We start from the raw sequence: 25,106 nt of genomic DNA on the forward strand, positions 1-25,106 counted from the left end.
CGCCGTGCGAGGGTGGTGCGGCGGGACGGCAGGTGCCCGTGGGGCGTCGGGAAAGCGGGGATCATGCGAGTGCTGGACCGGGAGCACGCGGGGCGCGTCCGCGCGGGGTCTCAGGCGGTGGGCGGCGGCGTTCGGCTGGACGGCCCGGCCGGGATCGTCGCGCGGGTCTTCGCGCTCCAGGCGCAGGACGCCGGAGCGGCGGCGCTGGGGCTGCGGGCGCGAGGCAAGGACCTGTCCGCGGCGGACGTCGAGGAGGCGGTGGCGCGCCGCGAACTCGTCCGGGGCTGGTTCATGCGCGGTACCCTGCACCTCGTGCCGGGGGCGGACCACCGATGGCTGACCGCCCTGCTGGGTCCCGTCTTCCGCAAGGCGGGCGCCCGTCGCCTCCGGGAACTCGGCCTGGACGAGCCGCTCTGTGAGAGGGCCGAGCGCGCCATGGAGGGGACCCTCGGCGCACGGGGCACGGCGACTCGGGCCGAACTGACCGAGGTGCTGGGCGGGCTGGGCGTCGACACCTCCGGCCAGGCGCCGTTCCATCTGATCCGGCGCGCCGCGCTCGGCGGCCGGATCCGTTTCGGCCCGGATCGCGACGGCGCGCCCGCGTTCCTCCTGACCGAGCCCGGGGCGTCGCCCGGCGACCGCTGGTTCGAGGGGGACGCCGCGGTCGGGGAGCTGGCCCGGCGCTACCTGCGCGGCCACGCCCCGGCGTCGCTCCGGGACTTCGGCACCTGGTCGGGGCTGCCCGCCGCGCCCGTCCGACGGGCCTGGCAGGCCCTCGCGGCCTCCGGCGAGGCGTTCCCCTGCCGGGTCCTCGACGACGACTGCCTCATGCCCGCCGACCGCGTCGCCGAACTCGACGTCCCCGGTGGGACTTCGCCGGACGTAAGGCTGCTCCCCGCCTATGACGGGTACCTCGTCGGCTACCGATCCCGCCAGGCCGCCGTCCGCCCGGAGGACGCGCACCGGGTCTGGCCGGGCGGCGGGCAGATCCGCGCGACGGTGCTCGCCGACGGCCAGGCCGTCGGGACCTGGTCCGCGAAGGCCGGCGAGATCGAACTCGCCCTGTTCGGCTCGGTGACCGTGCCCGGGGAGGCCCTGGCCGCCGAGAGGGCCGACGTCGTCCGTTTTCTGCGCGCCGCGAAGACCCGCTGACCTTCGGAAGTGGAGTCACCGGACCGCGCGCGGGGTAGGAGAGGGTTGTGGCATTCGCGGATTACGGCGTTCTGGCGGGCGTGCTCACCGCGCACGAACGCGACCGGCCCGACGACCAGGGCCATTGGTACCACGTGAAGCTGTCCCTGACCGCGCCCGCGGGCACCTACCGCGGAGCCGTGGACGTGGACAGCCACCAGTCGACGACCGGCGTGCAATGGAAGACCCTGACGATCCCGTTCGACGCGCTTCCCGGCGTCGCGGGCCTCCCCGGCGGATTCCACCGCGTGCTCCGCTCGCTGAGCGGCGGGGCCGTCGACCTGCACCGGCACCCGGCCTTCGCGCACCCGTGGAGCACCGGCTCCCACCTGGAGGCGTCCGTGGCCCTGGAATCCGTCCTCATGATCGGCGCCCGCACCCTGGTCTTCGGCGAGCCTTTCGACGAGGGCCTCGGCGTCCACAACATCCACCAGAACCAGGGCGACCCCCGGGGCAGCCAGTGGTGGTCCGAGAACGGCACCTGGCAGGACGGCGCGGTCCTCACCGCCCACCCCGACGGCACCTTCCAGGCCTTCGTCTCCAAGTTCACCAGCCAGATCCTCCCGACCGACGACGCGGGCCACCCCCTCGCCGCCGCCTTCCCGTCCCCCTGAGCACGGGAGCGCCCACCGGACCCGGGCCGCAGGCGAAGCCGAACGAAGACCCCCCGGACGCCCTGTTCGGTGCAAGGTCCCAGGGAAGGCTCTTCGCCGTGCTCTCCAGGACCCGCGACAGCATGCCGGGGTCGAGGTGGTTGCCCGAACACACCGCGCCGCTGCCCGTGGCCGATGAGCAGGGCGACGATCGCGTTGAACGGCTCCATCGCGGCGAGCACCTCGCGGTCGGCCCCGCGCCGCGCCCGTGCAAACATCGGGTGACCTTTCCGCTATCCCAGGGCGGTGCTCGAACCGGGTGCCGCCGCCCCGGGAAGAAACCGATGGGGGCGCACGGCCCGAGCGGCTCTCGACGGCGCGCGTTCGCGTCGGCTCGTTGTGAGGGACCGGAGATTCCCGAAGGGGCGCGGGCGGGGGAACGGCCCGGCGAGGCGGGGGGAGCGTCCGCTCCTCTCCACTCTCAACGTATAGCGGGTACGGGGGCTTGCCACAAGGCCCCGGGGGTGGGCCAGAATCGCGGGGCCGAGCGGAGGACGAACGAGGAATGGGGGCCTGTCATGCGGGTTCTGCTGTCGGGTTATGACTCGCGCGGGGGAGTGGAGCCGCTGGTGGGGCTGGCCGCGGTGCTGCGGAAGGCCGGGGCGGAGGTGCGGGTCTGCGCGCCGCCGGATGAGGAGTTCGCGGCGCGGTCGGCCGAGGTCGGGGTGCGGTTCACGCCGGTCGGGTTCTCGGTCCGGGCGCTGATGACGGGAACCGTCGCGCCGTCGCCCGCGGACGTGCCGCGGCGGGGGGAGGCGCTGATCGCGGAGCAGCTGGACCTCGTCGCGGGGGAGGCCGAGGGGTGCGACGTGGTGCTGGGGACGGGGCTCCTGCCTTCCGTGGCGGGGGCGGCCTCCGTCGCGGAACTGCTGGGTGTCCGGTACGTATACGCGAGCTACCAGTCGATCAGCCTGCCGTCGCCGCATCACCGGCCGATGGAGCGGCCGCTGCATCCGCTGCCCGCAGACCTCACCGACGACCGGGCGCTGTGGGAGTTCGACGACAGGGCGGCGAACGCGCTCTTCCGCGCGGGGCTGAACACCCATCGGGCGGCGCACGGGCTGCCGCCGGTGGAGAGCGTCCGGGATCTCGGGTTCACCGGGCGTCCGTGGCTCGCCTCGGATCCGATCCTGGACCCTTGGCCGGAGTCCGCGGACCGTGCCGTCGTGCAGACGGGCGCGTGGATCGTGCCGGACGAACGTCGGCTTCCGGAGGGGCTCGAGGCGTTCCTGGACGCGGGGGATCCACCGGTCTATGTGGGATTCGGGAGTTCGGCGATGCGGTCGTCGCAGGGCCTCGCGCAGGTGGTCGTCGCCGCGGTTCGGGCGCAGGGCCGTCGCGCGGTCCTTGCCCGGGGCTGGGCCGATCTGGCCGCGGTCGACGGCGCCGAAGACTGCTTCGTCGTCGGCGAGGCCAACCACCAGGCGCTGTTCCGCCGTGTCGCCGCGGCGGTCCACCACGGGGGCGCGGGCACCACGACCACGGCGGCGTTCGCGGGCGCGCCCCAGGTCCTGGTCCCCCAGCTCGGCGACCAGCCGCACTTCGCCGCCCGCGTCGCGGCCCTCGGCATCGGCGCGCACCACGACGGCCCGGTCCCGACATTCGAGTCCCTGTCGGCCGCGCTCAAGATCGCCCTCGCCCCCGAGACCGCGGAACGGGCGGCGGAGGTCGCCGCCGAGGTCCGTGCCGACGGCGCCGCGACCGCCGCCCGGATGCTGCTCGACGGCTGAGCGGCCGCGCTCAGCTGCGGCGCAGCGACCAGGTGAACGAACCGCGGCAGACGACCTTGCCTTCGGCGTCGGTGATGTCGGCGGAGGTGGTGAGCCGGGTGCGCGGTCCGGTGCCGGACAGGACGCTGCGGACCGCGGCGCGCTCGACGGGGCCGAGTTCGGTGACCGCGGTGAGGCGGCCGCGGGCGGGGGCCAGGAACTCCAGCGAGGCCGAGCGGCCCAGCGCGAGGACCCCTTCGGTCTCGGCGGGCGTCCGCGCGACCGAGAGGATCGCGGCGAGGCCCGCGGCGTCGATCAGGGTGATGAGGCCGCTGGAGTGCATCGAGTCGATGACGTTCGCCAGCGGCCCGGGGCCCGGCACGGCCACCTCGCCGCGGCCGTCGGCGGACCGCAGGACCTCGAGCCCCGCGGTCCGGTGCACGGTGACCGCCATCAGGAGGGAGCGCGCGTACCCGGTCGTGTCCATGTCGTCCGTTGTGTCCATGCGGTCCATGGTGGCAGTCTCAACGCCGGGCGTGTCGGCCGGGTGAACGGCGGGCGAGCGGGTCGGTCCGTGATCCGGCGCGCCTCGCGGCGATGGAGCTTCCGGCATCTGCGGTCTTCAAATAGACGTATTTGGCTACTTGACGGGCGCGCGTGGCGTCTGCGACGCTCGCGGCGCTGGTCCTCATGCCGGTTTCCGGCCCACCCCTGAGAGGATTCTGGTGCGAAAGCCCCGTTTTGTACTGCCCGTGCTCGCGCTCGCGCTCATCGCCGCCACCGCCGGCCCCGCGTCCGCCGAACCCGCGCCCAGGATCGAGGTGCGGCACGCACCGGCCGAAGCCGCCCGCACAGGCGAGTACCTCGTCGCGCTCGCCGACGGCGCCTCGCCGGACTCGGTCCTCGCGCGCGCCCGCGTCACCCGCACGACGTCCCGATGGAGCGCCGCGCTCAACGGGTTCGCCGCGCCGCTCTCGGCCCGGCAACTCGACCGGCTGCGCCGCGACGCACGGGTGCTGCACATCGTCGAGGACGCGGTCGTGTCGGGCATGTCGGGCGCGTCCTCGGCGGGCGTGCAGCCGAATCCCGGCTGGGCGCTCGACCGGATCGACCAGGCCGTGCTCCCGCTCGACGGCTCTTTCACCACGGCCTCCACCGGCGCGGGCGTCAACGCCTACGTGATCGACACGGGCATCGACACCGCCCACCCCGACTTCGGCGGACGGGCCTCGGTCGCCTACGACAACGTGGGCGACGGCTACAACGGCCAGGACTGCGACGGCCACGGCACCAGGGTCGCCGGCGCCCTGGGCGGCGCTCAATACGGCGTCGCCAAGGCCGTGAACCTCTTCTCCGTCCGCTTCAGCGACTGCAACGACGACTTCACCCTCGGCCAGTACACCGGCGCGCTGGACTGGGTCGCCGCGCACCACCAGAAGCCCGCCGTCGCCAACATCTCCACCAACTGGTCGCCCGCGATGGCCTACCTGATGGGCTCCTACCTGCGCCTGGTCGCCAACGGCCTCGCTGATTCCGGGGTCTTCGTCACCGCTTCCGCCGGCAACGACAACATCGACGCCTGCCAGGCGCCGCCCGCCGACGCCGCGGGCGCCTTCGCCGTCGCGGCCTCCGACGCGACCGACGCCAGGGCGTCCTTCTCCAACTGGGGCTCCTGCGTGGACCTCTATGCCCCCGGCGTAGCCGTCGACCTGCCTACGATCGGCGGCGGCCACGCCGCGGCGAGCGGAACCTCCTTCGCGGCCCCCCTGGCCGCAGGGGTGGCGGCCCTCTACAAGGCGACGTACGGAGACACCTCCTACTCGACCATCCGCACCTGGCTGCTCGCCCACGCCACCTCCGGCGTGATCAGCGGCAACACCTCGCCCACCCCGAACCTCCTTCTCAGCACCGGCGGCCTCTGACGCTCGGCTCCGGCCGCCGGAATCCGCGTGTTCGGGCGGCCGGGCGGGCCTTTGGGTCTTGACGTCCGGGTCCACGCGGTCTGAGGTGGGAGCCCGAGGTGGGGAGATCACATGTCCGATGTGGAAGTGGCGCGGGCGTCCGTCGAGACGTCCGGTGCGAAGGTCGCGGCGGCCAAGGCGGCGTTCTCCGACGGGCGGACCAGGCCGCTCGAGTGGCGGCGCGCCCAGCTCGAGGGGCTGCTCCGGATGCTCAAGGAGGAGTCGGCGCGGATCGAGGCGGCGCTGCACGCCGACCTCGGCAAGAGCGGTGTCGAGGCGTACTTCACCGAGGTCCAGGCCGTCGACATGGAGGCGCGGCACACCCTGCGGAACCTGCGCAAATGGACGGGGGAGCGGCGTGTGCGCACCTCGTGGGCCCTCGGGCCGAGCCGCGCGTCGATCCGGCGCGAGCCGCTGGGCACGGTCCTCATCATCGGGCCGTGGAACTATCCCGTCCACCTGCTGCTCATGCCCCTGATCGGGGCGCTCGCGGCGGGCGACGCCGTCGTCCTCAAACCGAGCGAGCTGACGCCGGAGTCGTCGCGGCTGATCGCCGAACTCGTCCCGAAGTACCTCGACGCGGAGGCCGTCCAGGTCGTCGAGGGCGGGGTGGCGGAGACGACCCGGCTCCTGGAGCATCCCTTCGACCACATCTTCTACACCGGCAACGGCACCGTCGGCGCGATCGTGATGACCGCCGCGGCCCGGCACCTGACCCCGGTGACCCTCGAACTCGGCGGCAAATCGCCGGTCTGGGTGGACGACTCGTACCCCCTGGAACGGGCGGCCCGGACGATCGCGTGGGGGAAGTACACCAATTGCGGGCAGACCTGCGTCGCGCCCGACTATGTCCTGACCACCCCGGAGCTCGCGCCCGCTCTGGCGGCGGCGGTCGGCGAGGCGGTCGCGGAGTATTACGGGAGTGATCCCCGCGAGTCCCCGGATTTCGGCAGGATCGTGAACGAACGGCACGCCCAGCGGCTCGCCGACCTGCTGGACTCCGGCCGCGCCGTCGTCGGCGGTACCGCGGACGTCGCCGCGCGCTATGTCGCCCCGACCGTCCTGCTCGACGTGCCAGCGGACTCACCCGTCATGCGGGAGGAGATCTTCGGCCCGATCCTCCCGATCGTCACGGTGCCCGACCACCGCGCGGCCGTCGCGTTCATCAACGCCCGCCCGAAACCCCTCGCCCTGTACGGCTTCACGAACCGCGCCGAAGTCCGCGAAGCGCTCCTCACCGGCACCTCCTCCGGCGGCATCGCCTTCGGCGCCGTCATGGTCCAGCTCGGCGTCCCCGCCCTCCCCTTCGGCGGCGTGGGCCCCAGCGGCACCGGCGCCTACCACGGCGAACACACCGTCCGCACCTTCAGCCACGAACGTGCCGTCCTCCGCAAACTCCGCGGCCCCGACCTGGCCGCCCTCATCCGCCCGCCCTACACCCCCCGCAAGTCCAGACTCCTACGCGGCCGCTGACCTCCGCCATCAGAGCGCTTCGCCGGGCGGGGCGTCGACGGCATCGCGGGGCCGAACTCCCGCGCGGTACCGGCCGGTCGCGTCGGCGCGCGTCGGCGGGCGGGGCACCGGCACCGCCGCGGAGCCGACCTCGCCCTCGCCCTCGACGCCGACGCCGACGCCGTCATCATCCGCGACGACCTGGCCACGCTGCCGACGGTCATCGCCCTGTCCCGGCGGGCCCGGCGCGTCGTCGCGGCCGACCTCGCCATCGCCGGAACCGCCATCGGCGTCCCCGTCCTCTGGGACCATGTCGGTGACCTCCCCCTTCCGCTCGGTGTCCTCGGGCACGAGGGCCGCACCGTCATCGTCGGGCTGAACGGGGCTGCGCCTGCTCCGCCGCTCGGCCTGGCACAAGGCGGCATCAGACGGCCGAAACGGGGAGCCTTCGCGCTCTTGACCTGATCGGCGGCCTCCGTCTGAGATCATGCCCTTCGGGGATTTCCAAGGTGCGGAGGCAAGCGTGGCCGTCGGCCAGGTTCTCAACGACCGGTACCGCCTGGACTCCGTGCTCGGACGGGGCGGCATGGGGGCCGTCTGGCTGGGCCTGGACACCCTCCTGGGCCGCCGTGTGGCGGTGAAGACGTTGCAGGTCGAGACGCCAAGGGCCGCCGACCGCTTCCTGCGCGAGGCCCGCACCCTGGCCGCCGTCCGATCCCCCGACGTGGTCCGGATCCTCGATTTCGGGACCTCGGGCGACGGCACGGTCTTCATGGTCATGGACCACGTGGCCGGGCTGACCCTCGCCACGAGACTCGCCGACGGCCCGCTCACCGAACCGGAGACCCTCGGCCTCGTCGGCGCGATGGCCCGGGCCCTGAGCACCGTGCACGCCGAAGGCATCGTCCACCGGGACGTGAAGCCCGCCAACATCATGCTCAACCCCGACGGGACCGTCATCCTCGTCGACTTCGGGATCGCGCTGGCCCAGGGCGGCCCCAAGCTCACCCAGTCGGGCGTGCTCGTCGGCACCCCGTCCTATCTTGCGCCGGAGCAGGCCGACGGCGGTCCCATCACGCCCGCCACGGACGTCTACGCCCTCGGCGTCGTCGCCTATGAATGCCTCACCGGACATCCTCCCTTCGACGGCTCGACGCCGATGGCCGTCATCTCCAAGCACCTCACGGAAGAGCCGCCGCCGCTTCCCCCGGGCGTCTCCACGGCCGCGGTCTCCCTGATCGAGCGCGCGCTGGCGAAGGCTCCCGCCGACCGCTGGCCCGACGCCGCGGCCATGGCGAGGGCGGCCGAAGACCAGGCCGCCGCCACCACGATCCCCGGCCCCCGGGCGGTGCCGCCCGAGCCCACGGGGCGCGGGCGGCGGGCGCTCATCGCGGGCGCCGTGACCCTCGCCGCGGTCGCCGCCCTCGCCGTGGCGCTCCGCCCCGACGCATCGGATCCGCAGACCTCTCGGTCACCGGAGGCGGCCACGGGTTCGGCGCCCGCCGTGCCCTCGGCGGCGCCCGCCACCGCTCCGGCGACCACCGCGGCGAGCGCGCCGCCGCCCGTCGCCGGCCCGGCGGCCTGGTGGCAGTTCAGCGCGACCGACGCCCCCGCGCCCGAGCTGCTGGGCAACGCGACGCTGAAGGACGACGCCGCACACGACGGGGTCCTCACCTTGGACGGCCTCTCCGGCGTCGCCTCGGCGCGGATCCCCGCCCTGGACCCCGCGAAGCCCTTCACCGTCGCCGTCTGGGCCCGTTTCTCCGGATTCGGGAGAACCGAGCGGCGCGACGTCACGCTCGCCAGCATCCCCGGTGAGAACACCTCGGCCTTCCTTCTCCAGTACAAGGCCGCCTGGGGCGCCGACGGCTGGCAGTTCATCATGCCCCGCGCGGACCGGATGGAGCCGCCGGTGGACACCGCGGCCTCGGCCGTCGCGCCCAAGCCGGGCCGCTGGTACTTCATCGCGGGCGTGCACGATCCCGCCACCAGGCGGATCAGCCTCTACGTCGACGGCGAACTGCAGGATTCCGCCCGGCACACGGCCACCTGGGGATCGGCCGAGCCCCTGCGTCTGGGCGCGCATCTGTGGGCCCGTCTCGAAGGCGGATTCTGGCCGGGCGCGCTCGACAAGGCCGCCGTCTACCGCCGAGCGCTGACCCCCGGCGAGATGAAGGCCCTCGCCTCCTGGTGACCCGGCCGATCGACCGACCGGGAGGACCCGGCCGGGGAGATTCGGGCACCGCCGCCGAGCCATGATCCCCTGCTGCCGTCTGCTTGTGTCTCACCATGGATGCAAGGATGTATGCTTGGCGACATGAGCGTCGATTCCGCAGCCGAGCGCGTGTACCGCGAGACCAAGGAGCTGATCCTCTCGGGGCGGATGCCGCCAGGCCGGCTGATCTCCGAGGGGGACGTCGCGGTGCGGATGGACGTGAGCCGTACACCCGTGCGGGAGGCGTTCGTGCGGTTGCAGAGCGAGGATCTGCTGGAACTCATCCCCAAGCGGGGCGCGGTGGTGACGCCGGTGCCGCTCACCGAGGCCGCCGACGTGCTGGAGTCGCGCGCCGCGCTGGAGGTCGCCGCGGTGCGCCGGATGGCCGCACGGCAGGACGACACCGCACCGCTGCTCCGGCTCCTGGCGGAGCTCGTCGCCGAGCAGCGGCGTACGGCCGACGGCCGGGACGTCGCCGGGTTCGCCGAACTCGACGCGCGGCTGCACCGTGAGATCGTGACCGCCGCGGGGAACGGGCTCGCCGAGCGTTTCTACGCCACGCTCGCCGACCGGCAGCGCCGGATGAACGTCTGGGCGATCATGCCGGATCCCGGCCGCATGCACACGCTCGCCGACGAGCACGAGACCCTCGCCCGGCACATCGGCGCCCACGACGTCCCGGGATTCGAGGTCGCGCTGCGCGCCCACCTGATGGCCACGCACGGCGCCGCGGCGCAGTGGCTGGCATGAGCGCGCTGCGCACCGGCCCGGCGCCCGCGCCGCGTCCGGAGACCGCCGGATTCGGCGGGGAATGGGTCGTGGTCGCCGCGCTGATGGCGATGGTCGGCTGGGGCGGCAACGAGTTCACCCCGCTGCTCGCGGTCTACCGGGAGCACGGCTACTCGGCGGTCGGCGTCGACGCGCTGCTCGCCGCCTACGTGGCGGGACTCGTGCCCGGCCTGCTGATCGCGTCGGCGCTGTCCGACATGCTCGGACGGAAGCCGGTGATGCTCGCCGGGGGAGCGGCGGCCGTGCTGGGCAGCGCGCTGATCGCGCTGGGGCCGTACGGGCCGGTGTTCGTTGCGGCGGGAAGGCTGCTGTCCGGGCTCGGCATCGGCATCGCGATGGCCGTGGGCACCACCTGGGTCAAGGAGCTCTCGGCCGGGGCCTCACCGGACGCCGGAGCACGCCGTGCCGCCATGGCGATGACCGTCGGCCTCGCGACCGGTCCGGGCGTCGCCGGGCTCCTCGCCCAATGGGCGCCCTGGCCACGCGTCCTGCCCTACGCCGTGCACGTCGTGCTCACCCTGCCGGTCCTGGCCGCGGTGGCCGCACACGCCGTCGAGACCCGCGCCCGTGACGACGGCCCACCCTCTCTGTTCGGCCGTCTCCGCGTCCCGGCCGCCGCAGATTCCTGCGTGTGGTGCTGCCCCTCGCACCCTGGGTCTTCGGCACGGTCTCCATCGCCTATGTGGTCCTGCCACAGCTCGTCGAAGCCCGCACCGGCGGCCACGGCCTCCTCCTGGCGACCGCGCTGACCGTGCTCACCCTCGCCGCGGGCGTCCTGATCCAGCCGCTCGCCCGCAGATTGGACGACATCTCCACCGCGCGCGCCAGCGTCGTCTCCATGCTCCTCGTCGTCGCGGGCATGATCCTCGCCGTCCCGGTGGCCGTCACCGAGAACCCCTGGCCCGCCTTCCTGGTCGCGCCGCTCCTGGGTTGTGCCTACGGCATCGCCGTGGTCTCCGGACTCCTGGAAGTCCAACGGATGGCCGCCCCCGACGAACTGGCCGGCCTCACCGGCGTCTACTACTCCCTCACCTACTCCGGATTCCTCCTCCCCCTGCTCCTGGCCACCCTGACCCCCTGGCTCACCTACCCGACCATGCTCCTCGCCCTCGCCGTCCTCGCCCTGGCCTGCGCGGCCCCCATCGCGACCGCGCAGGCCAGGCCGACCCCACCCCGCCCAACCACCCCACCATCACCCTGAGCACTCCCTCCCGCCAGGACTCATGGCTCCTGAGGCAGGTCGATGCCGACACCGGCAGCGTGCCGACTTCGGAGCTCCGCCGGCGGCGGGCGAGTCCAGGTCGGCCGCCCGCTCGGGCGCGGCGCCGACGCCGCATGCCACCGGTGGCGCGATGGCGCGGTTCGCACGCGCCCAGGCGCGCGCACGGGGCGGGACATGACGGTCTCCACAAGAGCTTGTATCGATATCTGTCTATTCAGTTGCACGGTGAATCGAAGTCCGTCAATATAGAAGAATGCCGAAACAAGAGCTGCACGTCCTCGGGCAGGACGGCGCGGACGGGTGCGGCCCGGCCCTGCTGACGGCCCCGCTGGCCGCCGACGAGGCCGGGGAGCTCGCGCGGGTGTTCAAGGCGCTGGGCGATCCGGTGCGGCTGCAACTGCTGTCGATGATCGCCTCCCGGGCGGGCGGCGAGGTGTGCGTCTGCGACCTGACCCCGGCCTTCGACCTGTCCCAGCCGACGATCTCGCACCATCTGAAGCTGCTGCGCGAGGCGGGGCTGATCGAGGGGGAGCGGCGCGGTACCTGGGTGTACTACCGGCTCATCGCCGAGACGACCGACCGGCTCGCCGCGATCCTCACCCGGCCCGGCGGACGCTCCGGGGCCGAGGCGTGACCGCGGTCCCGGTCCGGCTGTCGTTCACCGACCGGTACCTCGCGGTCTGGATCCTCGCGGCGATGGCCGCCGGGCTCGGCCTCGGCCGGATGGTCCCGGGCCTGGGCGACGTCCTGGCCGCGGTCGAGATCGGCGGGATCTCCCTGCCGATCGCCTTCGGCCTGCTGGTGATGATGTACCCGGTGCTCGCGAAGGTCCGTTACGACCGGCTCGACGCCGTCACCGGCGACCGGCGGCTCATGGTGTCGTCGCTCGTGGTGAACTGGCTCGTCGGCCCGGCCGTCATGTTCGCGCTCGCCTGGCTGTTCCTGCCCGACCAGCCCGAGTACCGGACCGGACTCATCATCGTCGGGCTGGCCCGGTGCATCGCCATGGTGATCATCTGGAACGACCTGGCCTGCGGGGACCGCGAGGCCGCCGCCGTCCTCGTCGCGCTGAACTCGGTGTTCCAGGTGCTCGCGTTCGGGCTGCTCGGCTGGTTCTACCTCGACCTGCTGCCCGGCCGGCTCGGCCTGGGCGAAGGCGAATCCCTCGACATCTCGCCATGGAAGATCGCCGCGAACGTCCTGGTCTTCCTCGGCATCCCGCTCGTCGCGGGCTTCCTCACCCGCCGGCTCGGCGAGAAGAGGCTCGGCCGGGAAGCCTACGAGACGCGGTTCCTGCCGAGGATCGGCCCGTGGGCGTTGTACGGCCTGCTGTTCACCATCGTGGTCCTGTTCGCCCTGCAAGGCGACACGATCACTGCGCGGCCGCTGGACGTCGCCCGGATAGCCCTGCCTCTGCTGGTCTACTTCGCCGTCCTGTGGTTCGGCACTTTCGCGCTCGGCAAAGCGCTCGGCCTGCCTTACGACCGGACCGCGACGCTCGCCTTCACCGCCGCGGGCAACAACTTCGAGCTCGCCATCGCCGTCGCGATCGGCACGTTCGGGGTCACCTCCGGGCAGGCGCTCGCCGGCGTCGTCGGGCCGCTCATCGAGGTGCCCGTCCTGGTCGGCCTCGTCTACGTGGCCCTCGCCCGGCGGGGCCGCTTCACCAGACCCGAAGGGAGCCTCGCCGGTGTCCGGTAGGCCCAGCGTCCTGTTCGTCTGCGTCCACAACGCGGGTCGCTCCCAGATGGCGGCGGCGTTCCTGGCGCGGCTGTCCGGCGGTGCCGTCGAGGTCCGCTCTGCGGGGTCCGCGCCCGCCGCGACCGTCGACCCGGCGGTGGTCGAGGCGATGGCCGAGAAGGGCATCGACCTCTCTTCCGAGTCCCCGAAGATCCTCACCCACGACGCCGTCCAGGCCTCCGACGTGTGCGTCACCATGGGCTGCGGAGACACCTGCCCGGTCTTCCCCGGCAAGACCTACCTCGACTGGACCCTGGACGACCCGGCAGGCCAGGGCGTCGAGGCGGTCCGGCCGATCCGCGACGAGATAGAACGCCGCGTCCGCGCCCTGCTCACCGGGCTCGGCGTCCCCCGGATCGCCCCGATGCTCCGCGGGCACGCCCCCGAAGTCCTGGCCATCTATCAGGTGGGCATCGAAGAGGGCGACGCCACCTTCGAGACCGCCGCCCCCACCTGGCCGGAGTTCGACGCCGCCAGGCTCCCCGAACACCGCCTCGTCGCCCTCGCCCCCGACGACCGCGTCCTGGGCTGGGCCGCCGTCAGCCCCGTCTCAGACCGCTGCGCCTACGCCGGAGTGGTCGAGCACTCCGTCTACGTCAGCCCCGACGCCCGCGGCCGAGGAGTAGGCCGGGCCCTCCTGAACGCCCTCTTGGCGTCCACCGGAGCCGCCGGAATCTGGACCGTCCAATCCGGCATCTTCCCGGAGAACACCGCGAGCCTCACCCTCCACGAACACGCGGGCTTCCGCGTCGTAGGCACCCGCGAACGCCTGGGCCACCACCACGGCCGCTGGCGCGACGTCGTCCTCGTCGAACACCGCACCCCCACCGACCCCATCGCGTAGCGCCGCGCCCGACCCGGAAAGACCCGGCGCCCGACAGGTCCACCGGTCGGTGGACCGGCGGTTCCGTCGGTCGCACGTGTCGGGCCGGACCCCGCCGAAACCAGCATGGGGGCATGACGATCCAGGTGTTCAGGGTGGTCCGGTGGAGTGCCGGGAACCCGTGGAAGGCGATCGTCGGCTGGGCGCTGTTCGGCTCGGTGCGCCTTGCCGTCGGCATAGGGGTGGGCGGCCGTCCTGCCACGGCCGAGGACTTCCGGATCGGCGGGGCCGGGCGGGCCGAAGCGATGGCCGCGGAAGGCGGGCTCCAACAGCGGGCGGCCGAGCGGGTGCTGATCACCGCGCCGGGAGGGACCGTCCTTGACGCGACCGCCGCCGACGCGGCGGTTCGGGACGTCGCGCGGAGGACGCCGCCGCCGGAGGTCGAGGCGGTGGGGGAACCCGTAGCGTCGAAGGACGGGACGGCCCTGCGAGCGGACGTCACGCTCAAGGGGCCGGAGCCGGAGGGCAGGAAGCACGTTGCGCCCCTTCTCGCGCAGACCGCCGAGGCCCGGGCCGCCCACCCCGGGCTGCGGATCGAGGAGACCGGCGGCCCGTCCATCAGCAAGGGCGTGGAGCGGCTGCGGAGCGAGGACCCCGGTGTCGTCGCGCTGCTGTCCGCCGACCCGACCAGCACCGTCCTGGCGCCCCGCGTCGCCGAGCGCCTCGTCGCCCGCATCCGGCGGCCGCCGGTCTCCCTCACCCCCGCGAGATCGACGTCCTCCGGGCCGTGGCGGACGGTCTGTCCACCCCGGAATCGCCCAGCGCCTCACCATCGGCGAGGCCACCGTCAAGTCCCACCTCCTGAGGGTCTTCGTCGAACTCGACGTCGCCGACCGCACCCATGCCGTCGTCAAGGCCCTTGACCTGGGCCTCCTCAGCCGCTGACGCCCGGGGCCGCACGGACGGCTCTTCGCTGCCCTCGATGTCGCCGATGCCGTCCGGGCGGAACCGTCGGTCACTTGGGGGCGGGCGGCGGGGTGCGGCAGGTGAGGACCTGGTAGCCGTCCTGCTGCCAGACGGGGGTGCACCGGGAGAGAAGGTCGGCGGCGGCCTTCCGCTGGTCGGGGAGGGTGGGGAAGGGGGTTTGGAGGCGGCTCGTGTCGATGATGGCCCAGGGGGCGTAGTGGGGGGCGCCGTCCCAGAGGAGGACGCGGGCGCGGGAAGAGAGGAAGGGGCCCACGGAGCTGACGGCGTCGACGGTGGCGCCGTCGGGGATCCGCGCGGCGGCCTGCTTCGCGGCGGTCGTGTGCGGGGGCGTCCGGTAGAAGGACGGGGAGACCAGGTGGGCGAAGGGGGTGGTGGGCAGGAAGGCCAGGGAGGCCGCGACGAGGGCGGGCGGCCACCAGCGTTCGGCGCGCAGGGCGGGGAGTCTGCTCGCGCCGTCGATCGCGGCGAGGAAGAGCGGTGCGAGGATGAAGACGTTGTAGTGGAAGTCCGTGCTCCACCAGTTCGGCCAGCGGTCCGACAGCATGCGCTCGGCCAGCAGCGGGAGGGCGGCCAGGAGGTGCGGTGAGCGCAGCGGGACGAGCAGGAACGGGAGCAGCAGGAGCAGGATCGTCCAGACCTTCGTGGACGGGGTGACGAGGGTCGCGGCGATGTCCCACGGGTGGGTGACGGCCCGCAGCGCCAGGCCGGAGAAGGAGTCGGCGAGCCCTCCGTAGCCCCAGTAGTAGTCGGGATTTCCGCCGAAATGGGGGACGACGACCCGGGAGGCGAAGACCGCCCAGCCGAGGCCCGGGACGATGAAGGCCGCCGCCCATCTGCGGTCGCCGCGCCGGGTGAGGAGGTAGAGCCCGAACCCGGCGACGAGGAGGCCCGCGTCCTCCTTGATGAGCAGGATCGGCAGGCACAGCGCCAGCGCCTGGAGGCGTCGGCCCGCCTGCCACCGCTCGAACATCCAGAAGTAGAGGAGCGGCGCGAAGGCCGTCTCGTGGAAGTCGACCCACAGCGCCTCGGCGACGGGCCAGGCGATCGAGTAGGCGACGGCCGCGCACCACGCGCCGACGGTGCCGAGGATCCGGCGCGCGACGACCCAGAGCGGGATGACGGCGAAGGCCAGCAGCAGCCCCTGCGCGACGAGGAGCGTCTCCGGCCCGTCATGGATCCAGTAGAGCGGGCCGAGCGCCGCGATGATCGGGGACACGTGATCGGCCAGCAGGTTGTAGTCGATCCCGTACCCTGCCCGCACCCCCTTGATCGGCGTGATGGGCGCCCCGAACCCGCTGTACGCCCGCACCGCCTGATCGAAGATCACCAGATCCCACGACCGGGTCCGCCCCGTCTCGAACCGCACCAGGGCGAGGACCGCATAGACCACCGCCGTACCAACGGCGAAACACAGGATTCCGACGCGCTCCGGTCGGAGGAAACGGCTGGTGATGACAACTCCGGACGTCGTCTGGCAGGGGGCCGCACCAGCATAGGGCCAAGATCTCCCCACCGTTCTGCCCCCGCCGTCTCCGGACGGCAGGCGAGGCGGACCGGCACTCGCCCCGCATACCCAGGTTCGTCCCGCGCCCGGAAGGCGCCGTCAAGGCGGCCGACGCCCGACTTCGTGCCATGCCACTCCAGGGCACGGCACCTCCCTGGCGGCGATGCCGTGGCCCGGCCGCCGGGCCGCGCAAGGCTGAAGCCCGGCTCCCGACGAGCTGACGCTCCTGCCGGAACCGGCGCGGCCGGGGTCAGGCGGGTGGGGTGTCGGGGTCGGTGACGGGTGGGACGCGTTCGATTCTGAAGCCGGTGAAGCCGTAGAGGACGCTGAGGATCGGGCTGAAGATGTTGAAGAAGCAGAAGGGGAGATAGGAGAGGGTCGACACGCCCAGGACCGCGCTCATGAAGGCGCCGCAGGAGTTCCAGGGGACCAGGGGGGAGGTGACGGTGCCGCTGTCGGCGGCGAGGCGGGACAGGTTGGTGCGGGCGAGGCCGCGGCGGGCGAACTCGGCGCGGAAGACGCGGGTGGGCAGGACCAGGGCGATGTACTGGTCTCCGGCGACGATGTTGAGGCCGAAGGCGCAGGCGAAGACCGTCAGGAAGAGGCGGCCGGTGCCCTTTGCGGCGCGGACCATCGGGTCGATGAGGACGTTGATCAGGCCGAACTCCTCGAGCAGGGTGCCGAAGGTGACCGCGCCGATGATGAGCCAGACGGTCGGCAGCATGCTGTCCATGCCGCCGCGGGTCAGCAGCCGGTCGACGTCGGCGACGCCCGAGTTCATCTCGAACCCGGTGGCCATCGACTGCCAGACGCCCTTGATCCCGGTCGCGACGGGGCCGAGGCCGGGATCGGCGACGAACGCCCTGACCACGTCGAACTGGGTGAACAGGCCGAGGACCCCGGCGAACAGCGCGGCGGCCATGAGGGCCAGCGTCGGCGGGGTCTTGCGCACGGACAGCACGACGAGCAGGACCAGCGGCAGCAGGTTCAGCGGGCTGATCCAGAAGATGCCGTCGAGCGTGTCGAGGTCGGTGGTCGTCTCGGCGGCGCTGTGCGTCGGCGCCGGGCCCCACACGAAGCCGATCAGGAGGAACAGGACGAATCCGATGAGGAACGCGGGGATCGACGTCCAGAGCTGCCGCTTGATGTGCTCGTAGACGTCGGCCTTGACCATCTGCGCGGTGAGGACGGTCGTCTCGGACAGCGGTGAGGACTTGTCGCCCAGGTAGGCGCCCGAGATCACCGCGCCGGCCGTGATGGCCGAGGAGACCCCGAGGATGGACGCGATGCCGACGAGCCCGACGCCGACCGTCCCCGCCGTCGTCCAGGACGAGCCGATGGACATGGCGACGATGCCGCAGATGAGGGTGGACGCCGCGTAGTACCAGCTCGCGGACAGCGCCTGGATGCCGTAGTGGACGAGCGTCGGGATGGTCCCCGACATGTTCCAGGTGCCGATGAGCGCGCCGACCGCCAGCAGGATGAAGATGGCGCTGGTGATGGACGACAGGGCCCGCTGCCCGCTCGCCTCGACGTCGTGCCACGAGTGCCCGAGGCGCAGCGCCACGAGCATCGCGACGAGCGCGCACAGCACGAGTGCCACCTGGATCGGCCCGTCCAGCGCGTCGAGTCCGAACAGCGCGAGCGACCCCGCGATCAGCACGACGAGCGTCACCAGCGGGATCACCGCATGGATGACCGACGGCTCCCTGGGCCGCCGCTCCGCCTCCGGCGCAGTCATCCCGCCACCCCCGTTGCTCCGACCCGGCCGGCATCACCCCCGGTGATCGTCCGATTCCCCCTCGTCCTCCCCGTCCTCCGCCCCCGTCACACCCGCACCACCACCCGTCCGGGGGCGGGCGAGGGCGAGGCTGAACCTTACTGCGTAAAGGCGTCGGCTCGGACGCGCGGGACGGGTCGGCGCGGGAGCCGTTCAAGTCTCGGGCAAGGGGGGCTCCGGGGATTCCCGAAGGACTCCGGCACGGTCGCGGGCGGCGTTAGTCATGGACTCCCATCAGTCGAGATGAAGGAGAACCGCTCGATGTCTTCGCGTTCACGCCGCTGGGGCGGACTGCTGTCGGCCGTGCCGCTCGTCGCCGTCCTGGGCGGGCCCGTCCTCGCCGCGCCGGGTGAAGGGGAGGGGGCGCGGCTGCGCCTGGGCGACGTCTCGTGCACCGGCACGTACCGGATGTCGGCCAGTCCGGCGATCCAGTCGGTGGTGCTGGCAGGGGAGCGCGACACCACGTTCACGGGCACGTTCGACCTGGACGCCTGCGAGTCCGTGAAGCACCCGAAGATCACCAGTGGCCGGATGTCGCTCAAGGCGACCGGCCAAGCGGCCTGCGACATCACGCACGCCGACGTCTACGTCAAGGACGGCACCGGCCGCGGGGACATCACCTGGAACACGGGTGAGCGCTCCACCTTCTCCGCCGCGACCTGGAAGGGCAAGACCGGCGCACTCTCCCTGAGCGACGGGACCATCGCCGACGGCCTCATGAAAGGCGGCCGGCTCGACCTGACCGCGGTCCCCGACACCGGCATCGTCTCCCTCTCCTACGGCTGCTCCGTCCCCGGCGTCAGCCGCCTCGACGGCTCGGTCCGCACCGCGGACATCTCCGCCCCCTGACCCCCGACCCGATGGCGGGGCCGCCACGACACGGCCACGGCCCCGCCGTCGCGACCTCGGCCCGCGGCCGTCCACGCGAACAACGCGCTTCCGCTCTCGGGGTCGAGGAGGCCGAGGAGCGGGCGCAGGGCCTCGGCGTGGGCGGCGAAGGCGGTTCCGCACGGGGCGCGCTGCTGCTCAGGCCAGGTCTCCGTGCTGTGCACGCGCCCCCTCCCGGTCGGCTGTGAGGCCGCCCGGGAGGGCACAGGGGAGGGCTAGGGGGCGGAGGTCAGGGAGGCGGTCTCCCAGGCGAAGCCGTCGGGGTCGCTGGTGGGGGCGGCGGGGCCGGTGAGGACCAGGTGGTGGGAGCCGGTGCCGTCGTCGGGGAGGCCGACGTCCTTGGCGAGGGCGCGGCGGCCGTAGAGGGCGAGCTTGACGGCGCCGGAGTCGGTGGCGAACTCGGCGTACTTGCGGCCGAAGCTCTTGGCGACGGTGAGGCCGCGCTCGGTGTAGAAGCGCTTGGTCGCGACCATGTCGGCCACACCCAGCAGGAGGACGAAGTCGTCGAACTCGCGGGCGGCCGGGGCGGTGTTCTTCTTCGCCGACGAGGCGACCTTCCAGACGGTCCCGTCGGGGGCCTGGACGACGCCGCCGTAGCCCCAGAAGGACTTCGCGGCGGGCTTCAGCACGGTGGCCCCGGCCGCGATCGCGGCGTCGAGGAACGCGTCGGCGTTCGCGGGCTGGGACACCGTGAGGGAGAGGGAGAAGCCGCGGAAACCGGACGTCGGCGCGTCCGAGGCGCGCAGTTCGACCAGGTCGGCCACGCCGAAGGCGGTGTAGAAGCGGTCGGCGGCCTCGACGTCGGCCACTTCGAGGATCACGGATGCGATGGAGTTCATGCGGACAACGCTAGATTCGGCACCCCTTCCGGTGCTTCTCGATTCCTGACCGGTCCGCGCTCCGCGCGCCGGAAGGCCGCGGGCGTCATGCCGACGAGCTCGGTGAACAGGGCGTCGAACAGGGCCGGCGAGGTGCAGCCGACGGCGAAGCAGACCTCGGCGGCGCTGTGCTCGGAGTGCCGCAGCAGCGCCGCCGCGTGCGCCACGCGACGGCGCATCAGATAGCCGTAGGGGTCCACCCCGTAGGCGACCCGGAACTCTCGGCTCAGGCTCCCGGCGGGCATACCCGCCGCGCGCGCGAGCTCCACGAGGTCCAGGGGCCGCGCGTACTCCCGGTCGATCGTGTCGCGGACCCGGCGCAGCCGCGCGAAGTCCTTGAGCCGCTGCGCCGCGATCAGCGCCCGCGACCACCCGGGATGGCACATGAGCCGGCCTCCTTCAGCTGACCTCTTGGATCCGGATCAGGTTGCCCGCCGGGTCGCGGAAGGCGCAGTCGCGCACCCCGTAGGGCTGCGCGGTCGGCTCCTGGACGACCTCGACGTCATAAGACTGCACCTTCTCGAAGGTCCCGTCGAGATCCGGGGTGGCCAGCAGGAGCCACCCGTAGGTCCCCTTCGCCATCATCTCCGCGATGGTGCGCCGCTCGTCCTCGGTGATCCCCGGGTCGGCCGCGGGCGGCGCCAGCAGGATCGACGTCCCGGGCTGCCCGGCGGGCCCTACCGTGATCCACCGCATCGTGCCCTGCCCGACGTCGCTGCGCACCTCGAACCCGAGCGCGTCACGGTAGAACGCCAGCGAGGCGTCCGGGTCGACATGGGGCAGCGCGGTCGTATGAATCGTGATCTCCACCCCCCGATCCTAGTTCTCCGCGCCGCGCGCGGCATCGCCCGAGGTCGGCGCGGCGGCACCGCCGGTCGATGTGGCGCGCAGAGAGCAGGGTCCGGCACGCAGAGCGCAGAACGCGAGGGACGCGCGGGCGACGATTTCGTGTCATGGGGGCGGCCGCCCCGTGGGGATCGGCACCGTGATCCGGCGCGGGGCGGCCATCGGTCAGATGACTGCAACGGAGGAAGACATGAGCGACCAGCTGATCGTCGGCCGCGCGCGTGAGCTGGCGCAGCTGCGGCGTGCGATCGACCGGGCGCCCGGGGCGCAGCCGAACGTGGTGCTGCACGGCGACCCGGGGGTGGGCAAGACGGTCCTGCTGAACGAGGGCATCGCCTACGCGCGGCGCCAGGGCATGCGGGTGATCGGCGGGAGCGGGTTCGAGAGCGAGGCGCAGCTCGCGTTCGCCGGGCTGCACCAGCTGTTCGCGCCGATCATGGAGTACGTCGACCGGATCGAGCCGTTCCACCAGGACGTGCTGCGGCGGGTGCTCGGCCTGGCCGACGGGCCCGCCCCGGACCGGCTGGCGATCTCGGTGGCGTCGCTGGCCGCCGTGGCCGCGATGGCCGAGGACGGGCCGGTCCTGATCGCGGTCGAGGACGCGCACTGGGTCGATGTACCGACCCGCGAGGTGATGATGTTCATCCTGCTGAGGCTGTCTCGCTGGGACCTGCGCGCCATCTTCGCGCGCAGGCCGCTGACGGCGAGCGAGCGCGTCACACCGGGCATCAACACGATCGAGGTCGGGCCGCTGCCCGACACCGAGGCCGGGGAACTGCTCGATCTCCTGCATCCCGGACTGCCTCCCGCCGTCCGGGGCCGGGTGCTCGACGACGCGGCGGGCAACCCCCTCGCGCTCGCGGAGCTGCCGGCCGCGCTCGGCACGGACGCCGCGACCCCGATGGAGATGCTCCCTTCCGGGACCTCGGTCCGCACCCGTCTCGAGGAGGGTTTCGCGGGTCGCGCCCTCACCCTGCCGGACGAGGTCCGCGCCGCCCTGCTCGTCACCGCGCTGGACGGCGACGGCCTGGAGAACACGGCGCGGCCCGTCGCGCTGACCGCCGCCGACGTCCTGGAGATCGAGCGGCTCGGCCTGGTCACCCGCGACTCGACCCCGTCGGGCATCCGCTTCCGGCACCCGCTGGTCCGCTCGGCGATCACCGGAACCGCCTCGCCCGACGAACTGCGCACCGCGCACACACGGCTGGCCGACCGCTACCGGACCGATCCCGAGCGGCGGATCTGGCATCTCGCCGCCGCCGCGGTCGAGCCGGACGAGACGGTCGCCGCCGAGATCGAGGCGGCCGCCCGCGCGATCGGCGTCCGCGGCGGCTCCGGCCTCGCCGTCGCGGCGCTCGGCAAGGCCGCCGACCTGACCCCCGATCCCGCCGACACCGCCCGACGGCTCCAGCTCGCCGCCGAATACGCGGGCGAATCCGGCCAGATGGACCTCGCAGCCGGTCTGCTCGACCGGGCCAAGCAGACCGGCAGCGATCCCGGACATGTGCTGCAGGGGCAGACGACCCGAGCCCGGATCCTCCTGCTGCGCGACGGCGATCTGGTCGCCGCCCGAACGATCCTGGGCCGTCTCCCCGACGACGGGGGAAGCGCCCTGGACCGCGCCCTCCTCACCCGTGTCACCACCGCCTCCTATCTGGAGGATCCCGACTGCTGGGCCGACCTGGAAAGGTTCCTCGCCACCCGGGAGCCGGATGACGGCGATCTCGTCCGGATCACCAGCGAAGCCCTGCGCCCGGTGCTCCCGCCCGTCGCCGGGCAGGCCGAGCGGCTGCGCCGGGCCTTCGCGACCCTGTCCGACCAGGCGCCGCCCGGGCACGTCGCCGAGCTGTGCCGGGCCGCGACCTGGCTGGACACGCTGCACGAGCACCGCGCGCACCTGCACGCCCTGATCGACCAGGAGAGCGGGCGGGGCGCGGTGACGCACGCCGCGAGCGGCTACTGGTTCGCCGCGCACGAGCGGTTCCTCGCCGGGCAGTGGGACGAGGCCGAGACCGCCGCGACCAGCGGCCTCGACCTGTCCATCAGGCACGGCCTCGAACTCCTCGCGCACGACCTGCGGCTCGCCCTGGGCTGGATCGCCGCGGGCCGGGGCGATGAGGAGACGGCCCGCGAGTACAGCCGGACGGTCGAGCGCTGGGCCGGACCCCGTGAGGCCGGGCTGCACCTTACGCTCTCGGCCCGCAACCTCGCCCTCGCGGCCCTGTCCGCGTCCGACTACGAGACCGCCTACCACTACTGCGTCCAGGTCACCCCGCCTGGCGACTTCCCCGGAGACGTCGCCTACGCGCCCTGGCTCGTCCTCGACCTGGTCGACGCCGCCGTGCACACGGGGCGCGTCGCGGAGGCGAAGGCCCATCTGCGCGCGGCCGAAGACGCCGGTGCCGGGAAACGCACGGCGAGGCTGCGGCTCCATCTGGCCGCCGCGCACGCGATGACCGCCGACGGACCTGACGAGGCCGTCGCGCACTTCAGAACCGCGCTGTCCCTGCCGCAGATCGAGCGGTGGCCGTTCGACCACGCCCGGGTGCGGCTGGCGTTCGGCGAGCACCACCGCCGCAACCACCAGCCCGGCGACGCCCGACCCGAGCTGCGCCGCGCGGCCGACATCTTCGCCCGCATCGGCGCGACGGCCTGGCAGCAGCGCGCCGAGCAGGAGCTGCGCGCCGCGGGCGTCACGGTGGCGCCGCGCCAGCACCGCCCGGCGCCCGCCGCCGCGGCGACGGGAGTGCCGGGCCTGACGGCGCAGCAGCTCGAGGTCGCCGAACTCGCCGCCTCCGGCCTGACGAACAAGGAGATCGGTGAACGCCTCTATCTCTCGCCCCGCACCGTCTCGGCGCATCTCTACCGGATCTTCCCCAAACTCGGCATCACCTCGCGGGCCGCGCTCCGGGACGCCCTGGCCACCGTCACCGACGCCACCTGAGCGCCGCAGGTGCAGTCAGCTGACCGATGGCACCCGCAGCCGCCCGATCTAGTTTCGAGCACCACGGGCACCGCACCACCGCGGCCGCCGCTCTAGAAAGGACCAGCGCCATGCCGTTCGTCACCACTCAGGACGGGACCGAGATCTTCTACAAGGACTGGGGCACGGGTCAGCCCGTCGTGTTCAGCCACGGCTGGCCGCTGAACGCCGACGCGTGGGATCCGCAGGCGCACGCCGTCGCGTCGGCCGGGTACCGGGCGATCGCGCACGACCGGCGCGGCCACGGCCGCTCCGCCCAGCCCTGGCAGGGCAATGACATCGACACCTACGCCGACGACCTAGCGACGCTGATCGAGACGCTCGACCTGCGCGAGGTCGTCCTGGTCGGCCACTCGACCGGCGGCGGCGAGGTGACCCGCTACATCGGCAGGCACGGCACCGGGCGCGTGGCCAAGGTGGTCCTGCTCGGAGCCGTGCCCCCGCTGATGCTCAAGACCGACGCCAACCCGCTCGGCCTGCCCATCGAGGCGTTCGACGCGATCCGCGCCGGGGTCGCCGCCGACCGGTCGCAGTTCTACTACGACCTGTCCTTCCCCTTCTACGGGTTCAACCGAGAAGGCGCGGAGGTCTCCGATGGAGTCTCCCGCGCCTTCTGGGCCCAGTCGATGCAGGTCGGGATCAAGGGCGCCCTCGACTGCATCCGCGCCTTCTCCGAATCGGACTTCCACGACGACCTCAAGAAGTTCGACGTTCCCACGTTCATCGCACACGGCGACGACGACCAGATCGTGCCGATCGTCGCCGCCGGGTCGAGGTCCGCCGAGATCGTGCCGAACGCCGAGCTGAAGGTCTACCCCGGCGCCCCGCACGGCCTGGTCGGCGCGTTCGAGCGGGAGTTCACCACCGACCTGCTCGCCTTCCTCGCGTCCTGACCGCGCGGGCGCCGGGCGGCCCGCCCGGCGCCCCGCGTCGCGCCCCCTCCGCCGCGACCCGATGGAGCACTCGATGCACGCCGGCCCAGCCCCGGACACGATCGTCCTCGTCCACGGCTCCCAGTTGACGCCCCTCGGCTGGGAGCGCTGGATCGCGTACTACAAGGCGCAGGGCTTCCGGGCTCTCGCCCCCGCCCACCCCGGCCTCGACCTCGATGGGTTCGTGCGGTTCCTGCGCGGCCTCGACACCGCGCCGATCCTCATCGGGCACGCCGAGGGCGGGGCGTTCGTCCAGATCCTCCTGGACCGCGGCTTCGGCGCCTGCGGGGTCGTCCTCAACTCGGCGCCCGCCGAGGACGTCGACTTCCGCAATCCGCGCCGGGCTCCGCTGCTGTTCCTGTCCGGCGGCACGGACGGGCTGACGCCCCCGGAGGCCCATGCCGCCGACGCCCGGCGCTACACGGCCCCCGGTACCGTCACCGAGCACGTCACCTTTCCCGGCCGCTCGCACCTCATGCCCGTCCAGGACGGCTGGCGCGAGGTCGCCGACTTCGCCCTCGCCTGGGCGACCGACCCCACCTGAACCCCCGGA

Annotated in this window: 24 protein-coding genes and 1 pseudogene; 18 read left to right on the plus strand and 7 right to left on the minus strand. The window is 73.1% G+C overall.

The features are described 5' to 3' along the window. Nucleotides 1-63 precede the first annotated feature (63 nt). The 3 genes from EDD29_RS16715 to EDD29_RS16725 all read left to right on the plus strand — a co-directional run bounded on the left by EDD29_RS16715 (nucleotide 64) and on the right by EDD29_RS16725 (nucleotide 3,574). Nucleotides 64-1,152, plus strand: a complete 1,089-nt coding sequence (locus EDD29_RS16715; protein ID WP_123665298.1) for a winged helix DNA-binding domain-containing protein — start codon at nucleotides 64-66, stop codon at nucleotides 1,150-1,152. A gap of 47 nt (nucleotides 1,153-1,199) precedes the next feature. Continuing rightward, nucleotides 1,200-1,805 (plus strand): DUF2278 family protein, encoded by a 606-nt coding sequence (locus tag EDD29_RS16720; RefSeq protein ID WP_123665299.1) that lies wholly within the window; start codon nucleotides 1,200-1,202, stop codon nucleotides 1,803-1,805. Nucleotides 1,806-2,362: 557 nt separating this feature from the next. Next, nucleotides 2,363-3,574, plus strand: coding sequence for a glycosyltransferase (locus EDD29_RS16725; RefSeq protein WP_123665300.1), 1,212 nt, complete (start codon nucleotides 2,363-2,365; stop codon nucleotides 3,572-3,574). A 10-nt stretch (nucleotides 3,575-3,584) separates the two neighbouring features. On the opposite strand, the gene EDD29_RS16730 is transcribed toward EDD29_RS16725, so the two are convergent. Further along, nucleotides 3,585-4,058, minus strand: a complete 474-nt coding sequence (locus EDD29_RS16730; RefSeq protein WP_211359753.1) for a PaaI family thioesterase — start codon at nucleotides 4,056-4,058, stop codon at nucleotides 3,585-3,587. A gap of 220 nt (nucleotides 4,059-4,278) precedes the next feature. Here EDD29_RS16730 and EDD29_RS16735 point away from each other — a divergent pair, with 220 nt between their 5' ends. Together EDD29_RS16735 and EDD29_RS16740 are read left to right on the plus strand one after the other, a co-directional pair. After that, nucleotides 4,279-5,475, plus strand: coding sequence for a S8 family peptidase (locus EDD29_RS16735; protein WP_123665301.1), 1,197 nt, complete (start codon nucleotides 4,279-4,281; stop codon nucleotides 5,473-5,475). A 111-nt stretch (nucleotides 5,476-5,586) separates the two neighbouring features. After that, complete coding sequence (locus EDD29_RS16740) at nucleotides 5,587-6,987, plus strand: aldehyde dehydrogenase family protein (protein ID WP_123665302.1); 1,401 nt, start codon at nucleotides 5,587-5,589, stop codon at nucleotides 6,985-6,987. A 9-nt stretch (nucleotides 6,988-6,996) separates the two neighbouring features. Here EDD29_RS16740 and EDD29_RS47720 read toward each other — a convergent pair whose 3' ends face one another. Then, a complete protein-coding gene (locus tag EDD29_RS47720; RefSeq protein ID WP_170201437.1) occupies nucleotides 6,997-7,317 on the minus strand; it encodes a hypothetical protein in 321 nt (106 codons plus the stop codon). 172 nt (nucleotides 7,318-7,489) lie between these two features. Between EDD29_RS47720 and EDD29_RS16750 the strand changes: the two genes are divergently transcribed. The 9 genes and pseudogenes from EDD29_RS16750 to EDD29_RS46330 all read left to right on the plus strand — a co-directional run bounded on the left by EDD29_RS16750 (nucleotide 7,490) and on the right by EDD29_RS46330 (nucleotide 14,678). Next, nucleotides 7,490-9,160: a protein kinase domain-containing protein gene (locus tag EDD29_RS16750; RefSeq protein WP_170201438.1), complete on the plus strand. Its 1,671-nt coding sequence runs from the start codon at nucleotides 7,490-7,492 to the stop codon at nucleotides 9,158-9,160. Between the two features lie 123 nt (nucleotides 9,161-9,283). Further along, the gene (locus tag EDD29_RS16755) at nucleotides 9,284-9,931 is read left to right on the plus strand and encodes a GntR family transcriptional regulator (protein WP_123665304.1); all 648 of its coding nucleotides are present in this window, start codon (nucleotides 9,284-9,286) and stop codon (nucleotides 9,929-9,931) included. Next, on the plus strand, nucleotides 9,928-10,719 hold the full coding sequence (locus tag EDD29_RS46310; RefSeq protein WP_211359754.1) for an MFS transporter: 792 nt from the start codon (nucleotides 9,928-9,930) through the stop codon (nucleotides 10,717-10,719). Before EDD29_RS16755 ends, EDD29_RS46310 begins: the two co-directional genes overlap by 4 nt. After that, nucleotides 10,653-11,171 (plus strand): hypothetical protein, encoded by a 519-nt coding sequence (locus EDD29_RS46315; RefSeq protein ID WP_211359755.1) that lies wholly within the window; start codon nucleotides 10,653-10,655, stop codon nucleotides 11,169-11,171. The genes EDD29_RS46310 and EDD29_RS46315 overlap by 67 nt, the downstream gene beginning before the upstream one ends. A gap of 274 nt (nucleotides 11,172-11,445) precedes the next feature. Continuing rightward, complete coding sequence (locus EDD29_RS16765; RefSeq protein ID WP_123665305.1) at nucleotides 11,446-11,826, plus strand: ArsR/SmtB family transcription factor; 381 nt, start codon at nucleotides 11,446-11,448, stop codon at nucleotides 11,824-11,826. Further along, on the plus strand, nucleotides 11,823-12,893 hold the full coding sequence (gene arsB, locus EDD29_RS16770) for an ACR3 family arsenite efflux transporter (protein ID WP_281280898.1): 1,071 nt from the start codon (nucleotides 11,823-11,825) through the stop codon (nucleotides 12,891-12,893). Before EDD29_RS16765 ends, arsB begins: the two co-directional genes overlap by 4 nt. Continuing rightward, nucleotides 12,883-13,275: pseudogene (locus EDD29_RS46320) on the plus strand (arsenate reductase ArsC); the annotation flags it as partial. The gene arsB and the pseudogene EDD29_RS46320, both read left to right, overlap by 11 nt. Nucleotides 13,276-13,296: 21 nt before the next feature. Continuing rightward, nucleotides 13,297-13,776, plus strand: a complete 480-nt coding sequence (locus tag EDD29_RS46325; RefSeq protein ID WP_211360288.1) for a GNAT family N-acetyltransferase — start codon at nucleotides 13,297-13,299, stop codon at nucleotides 13,774-13,776. Nucleotides 13,777-13,889: 113 nt separating this feature from the next. Beyond that, on the plus strand, nucleotides 13,890-14,678 hold the full coding sequence (locus EDD29_RS46330; RefSeq protein ID WP_211359756.1) for an MMPL family transporter: 789 nt from the start codon (nucleotides 13,890-13,892) through the stop codon (nucleotides 14,676-14,678). A gap of 92 nt (nucleotides 14,679-14,770) precedes the next feature. Here EDD29_RS46330 and EDD29_RS16790 read toward each other — a convergent pair whose 3' ends face one another. Together EDD29_RS16790 and nhaC are read right to left on the minus strand one after the other, a co-directional pair. Continuing rightward, nucleotides 14,771-16,132 (minus strand): DUF2079 domain-containing protein, encoded by a 1,362-nt coding sequence (locus EDD29_RS16790; RefSeq protein WP_170201439.1) that lies wholly within the window; start codon nucleotides 16,130-16,132, stop codon nucleotides 14,771-14,773. Nucleotides 16,133-16,496: 364 nt separating this feature from the next. Further along, nucleotides 16,497-17,987, minus strand: a complete 1,491-nt coding sequence (gene nhaC / locus EDD29_RS16795) for a Na+/H+ antiporter NhaC (RefSeq protein ID WP_123665308.1) — start codon at nucleotides 17,985-17,987, stop codon at nucleotides 16,497-16,499. Nucleotides 17,988-18,287: 300 nt separating this feature from the next. Here nhaC and EDD29_RS16800 point away from each other — a divergent pair, with 300 nt between their 5' ends. Beyond that, on the plus strand, nucleotides 18,288-18,875 hold the full coding sequence (locus EDD29_RS16800) for a hypothetical protein (protein WP_148085985.1): 588 nt from the start codon (nucleotides 18,288-18,290) through the stop codon (nucleotides 18,873-18,875). A 254-nt stretch (nucleotides 18,876-19,129) separates the two neighbouring features. Here the strand turns inward: EDD29_RS16800 and EDD29_RS16805 are convergent, their stop codons facing one another. From EDD29_RS16805 to EDD29_RS16815, 3 genes are read right to left on the minus strand one after another with little or no spacing between them, the layout of a single operon-like run. After that, complete coding sequence (locus EDD29_RS16805) at nucleotides 19,130-19,753, minus strand: VOC family protein (RefSeq protein ID WP_123665310.1); 624 nt, start codon at nucleotides 19,751-19,753, stop codon at nucleotides 19,130-19,132. Beyond that, nucleotides 19,750-20,178 carry a helix-turn-helix transcriptional regulator gene (locus EDD29_RS16810; RefSeq protein ID WP_123665311.1) on the minus strand — a complete coding sequence of 143 codons (429 nt, stop codon included), beginning with the start codon at nucleotides 20,176-20,178 and terminating at the stop codon, nucleotides 19,750-19,752. The genes EDD29_RS16805 and EDD29_RS16810 overlap by 4 nt, the downstream gene beginning before the upstream one ends. 13 nt (nucleotides 20,179-20,191) lie before the next feature. Next, complete coding sequence (locus EDD29_RS16815) at nucleotides 20,192-20,602, minus strand: VOC family protein (RefSeq protein ID WP_123665312.1); 411 nt, start codon at nucleotides 20,600-20,602, stop codon at nucleotides 20,192-20,194. A gap of 226 nt (nucleotides 20,603-20,828) precedes the next feature. Here EDD29_RS16815 and EDD29_RS16820 point away from each other — a divergent pair, with 226 nt between their 5' ends. The 3 genes from EDD29_RS16820 to EDD29_RS16830 all read left to right on the plus strand — a co-directional run bounded on the left by EDD29_RS16820 (nucleotide 20,829) and on the right by EDD29_RS16830 (nucleotide 25,097). Next, entirely contained in the window at nucleotides 20,829-23,582 is a 2,754-nt protein-coding gene (locus tag EDD29_RS16820) for an AAA family ATPase (protein WP_170201440.1), read from the plus strand. Between the two features lie 110 nt (nucleotides 23,583-23,692). Beyond that, nucleotides 23,693-24,514, plus strand: coding sequence for an alpha/beta fold hydrolase (locus EDD29_RS16825; RefSeq protein WP_123665314.1), 822 nt, complete (start codon nucleotides 23,693-23,695; stop codon nucleotides 24,512-24,514). Nucleotides 24,515-24,587: 73 nt separating this feature from the next. Beyond that, nucleotides 24,588-25,097 (plus strand): alpha/beta hydrolase, encoded by a 510-nt coding sequence (locus EDD29_RS16830; protein WP_123665315.1) that lies wholly within the window; start codon nucleotides 24,588-24,590, stop codon nucleotides 25,095-25,097. The last annotated feature ends 9 nt before the right edge of the window (nucleotides 25,098-25,106 follow it).

The sequence above is a fragment of the Actinocorallia herbida genome, from assembly GCF_003751225.1.
Lineage (GTDB): Bacteria > Actinomycetota > Actinomycetes > Streptosporangiales > Streptosporangiaceae > Actinocorallia > Actinocorallia herbida.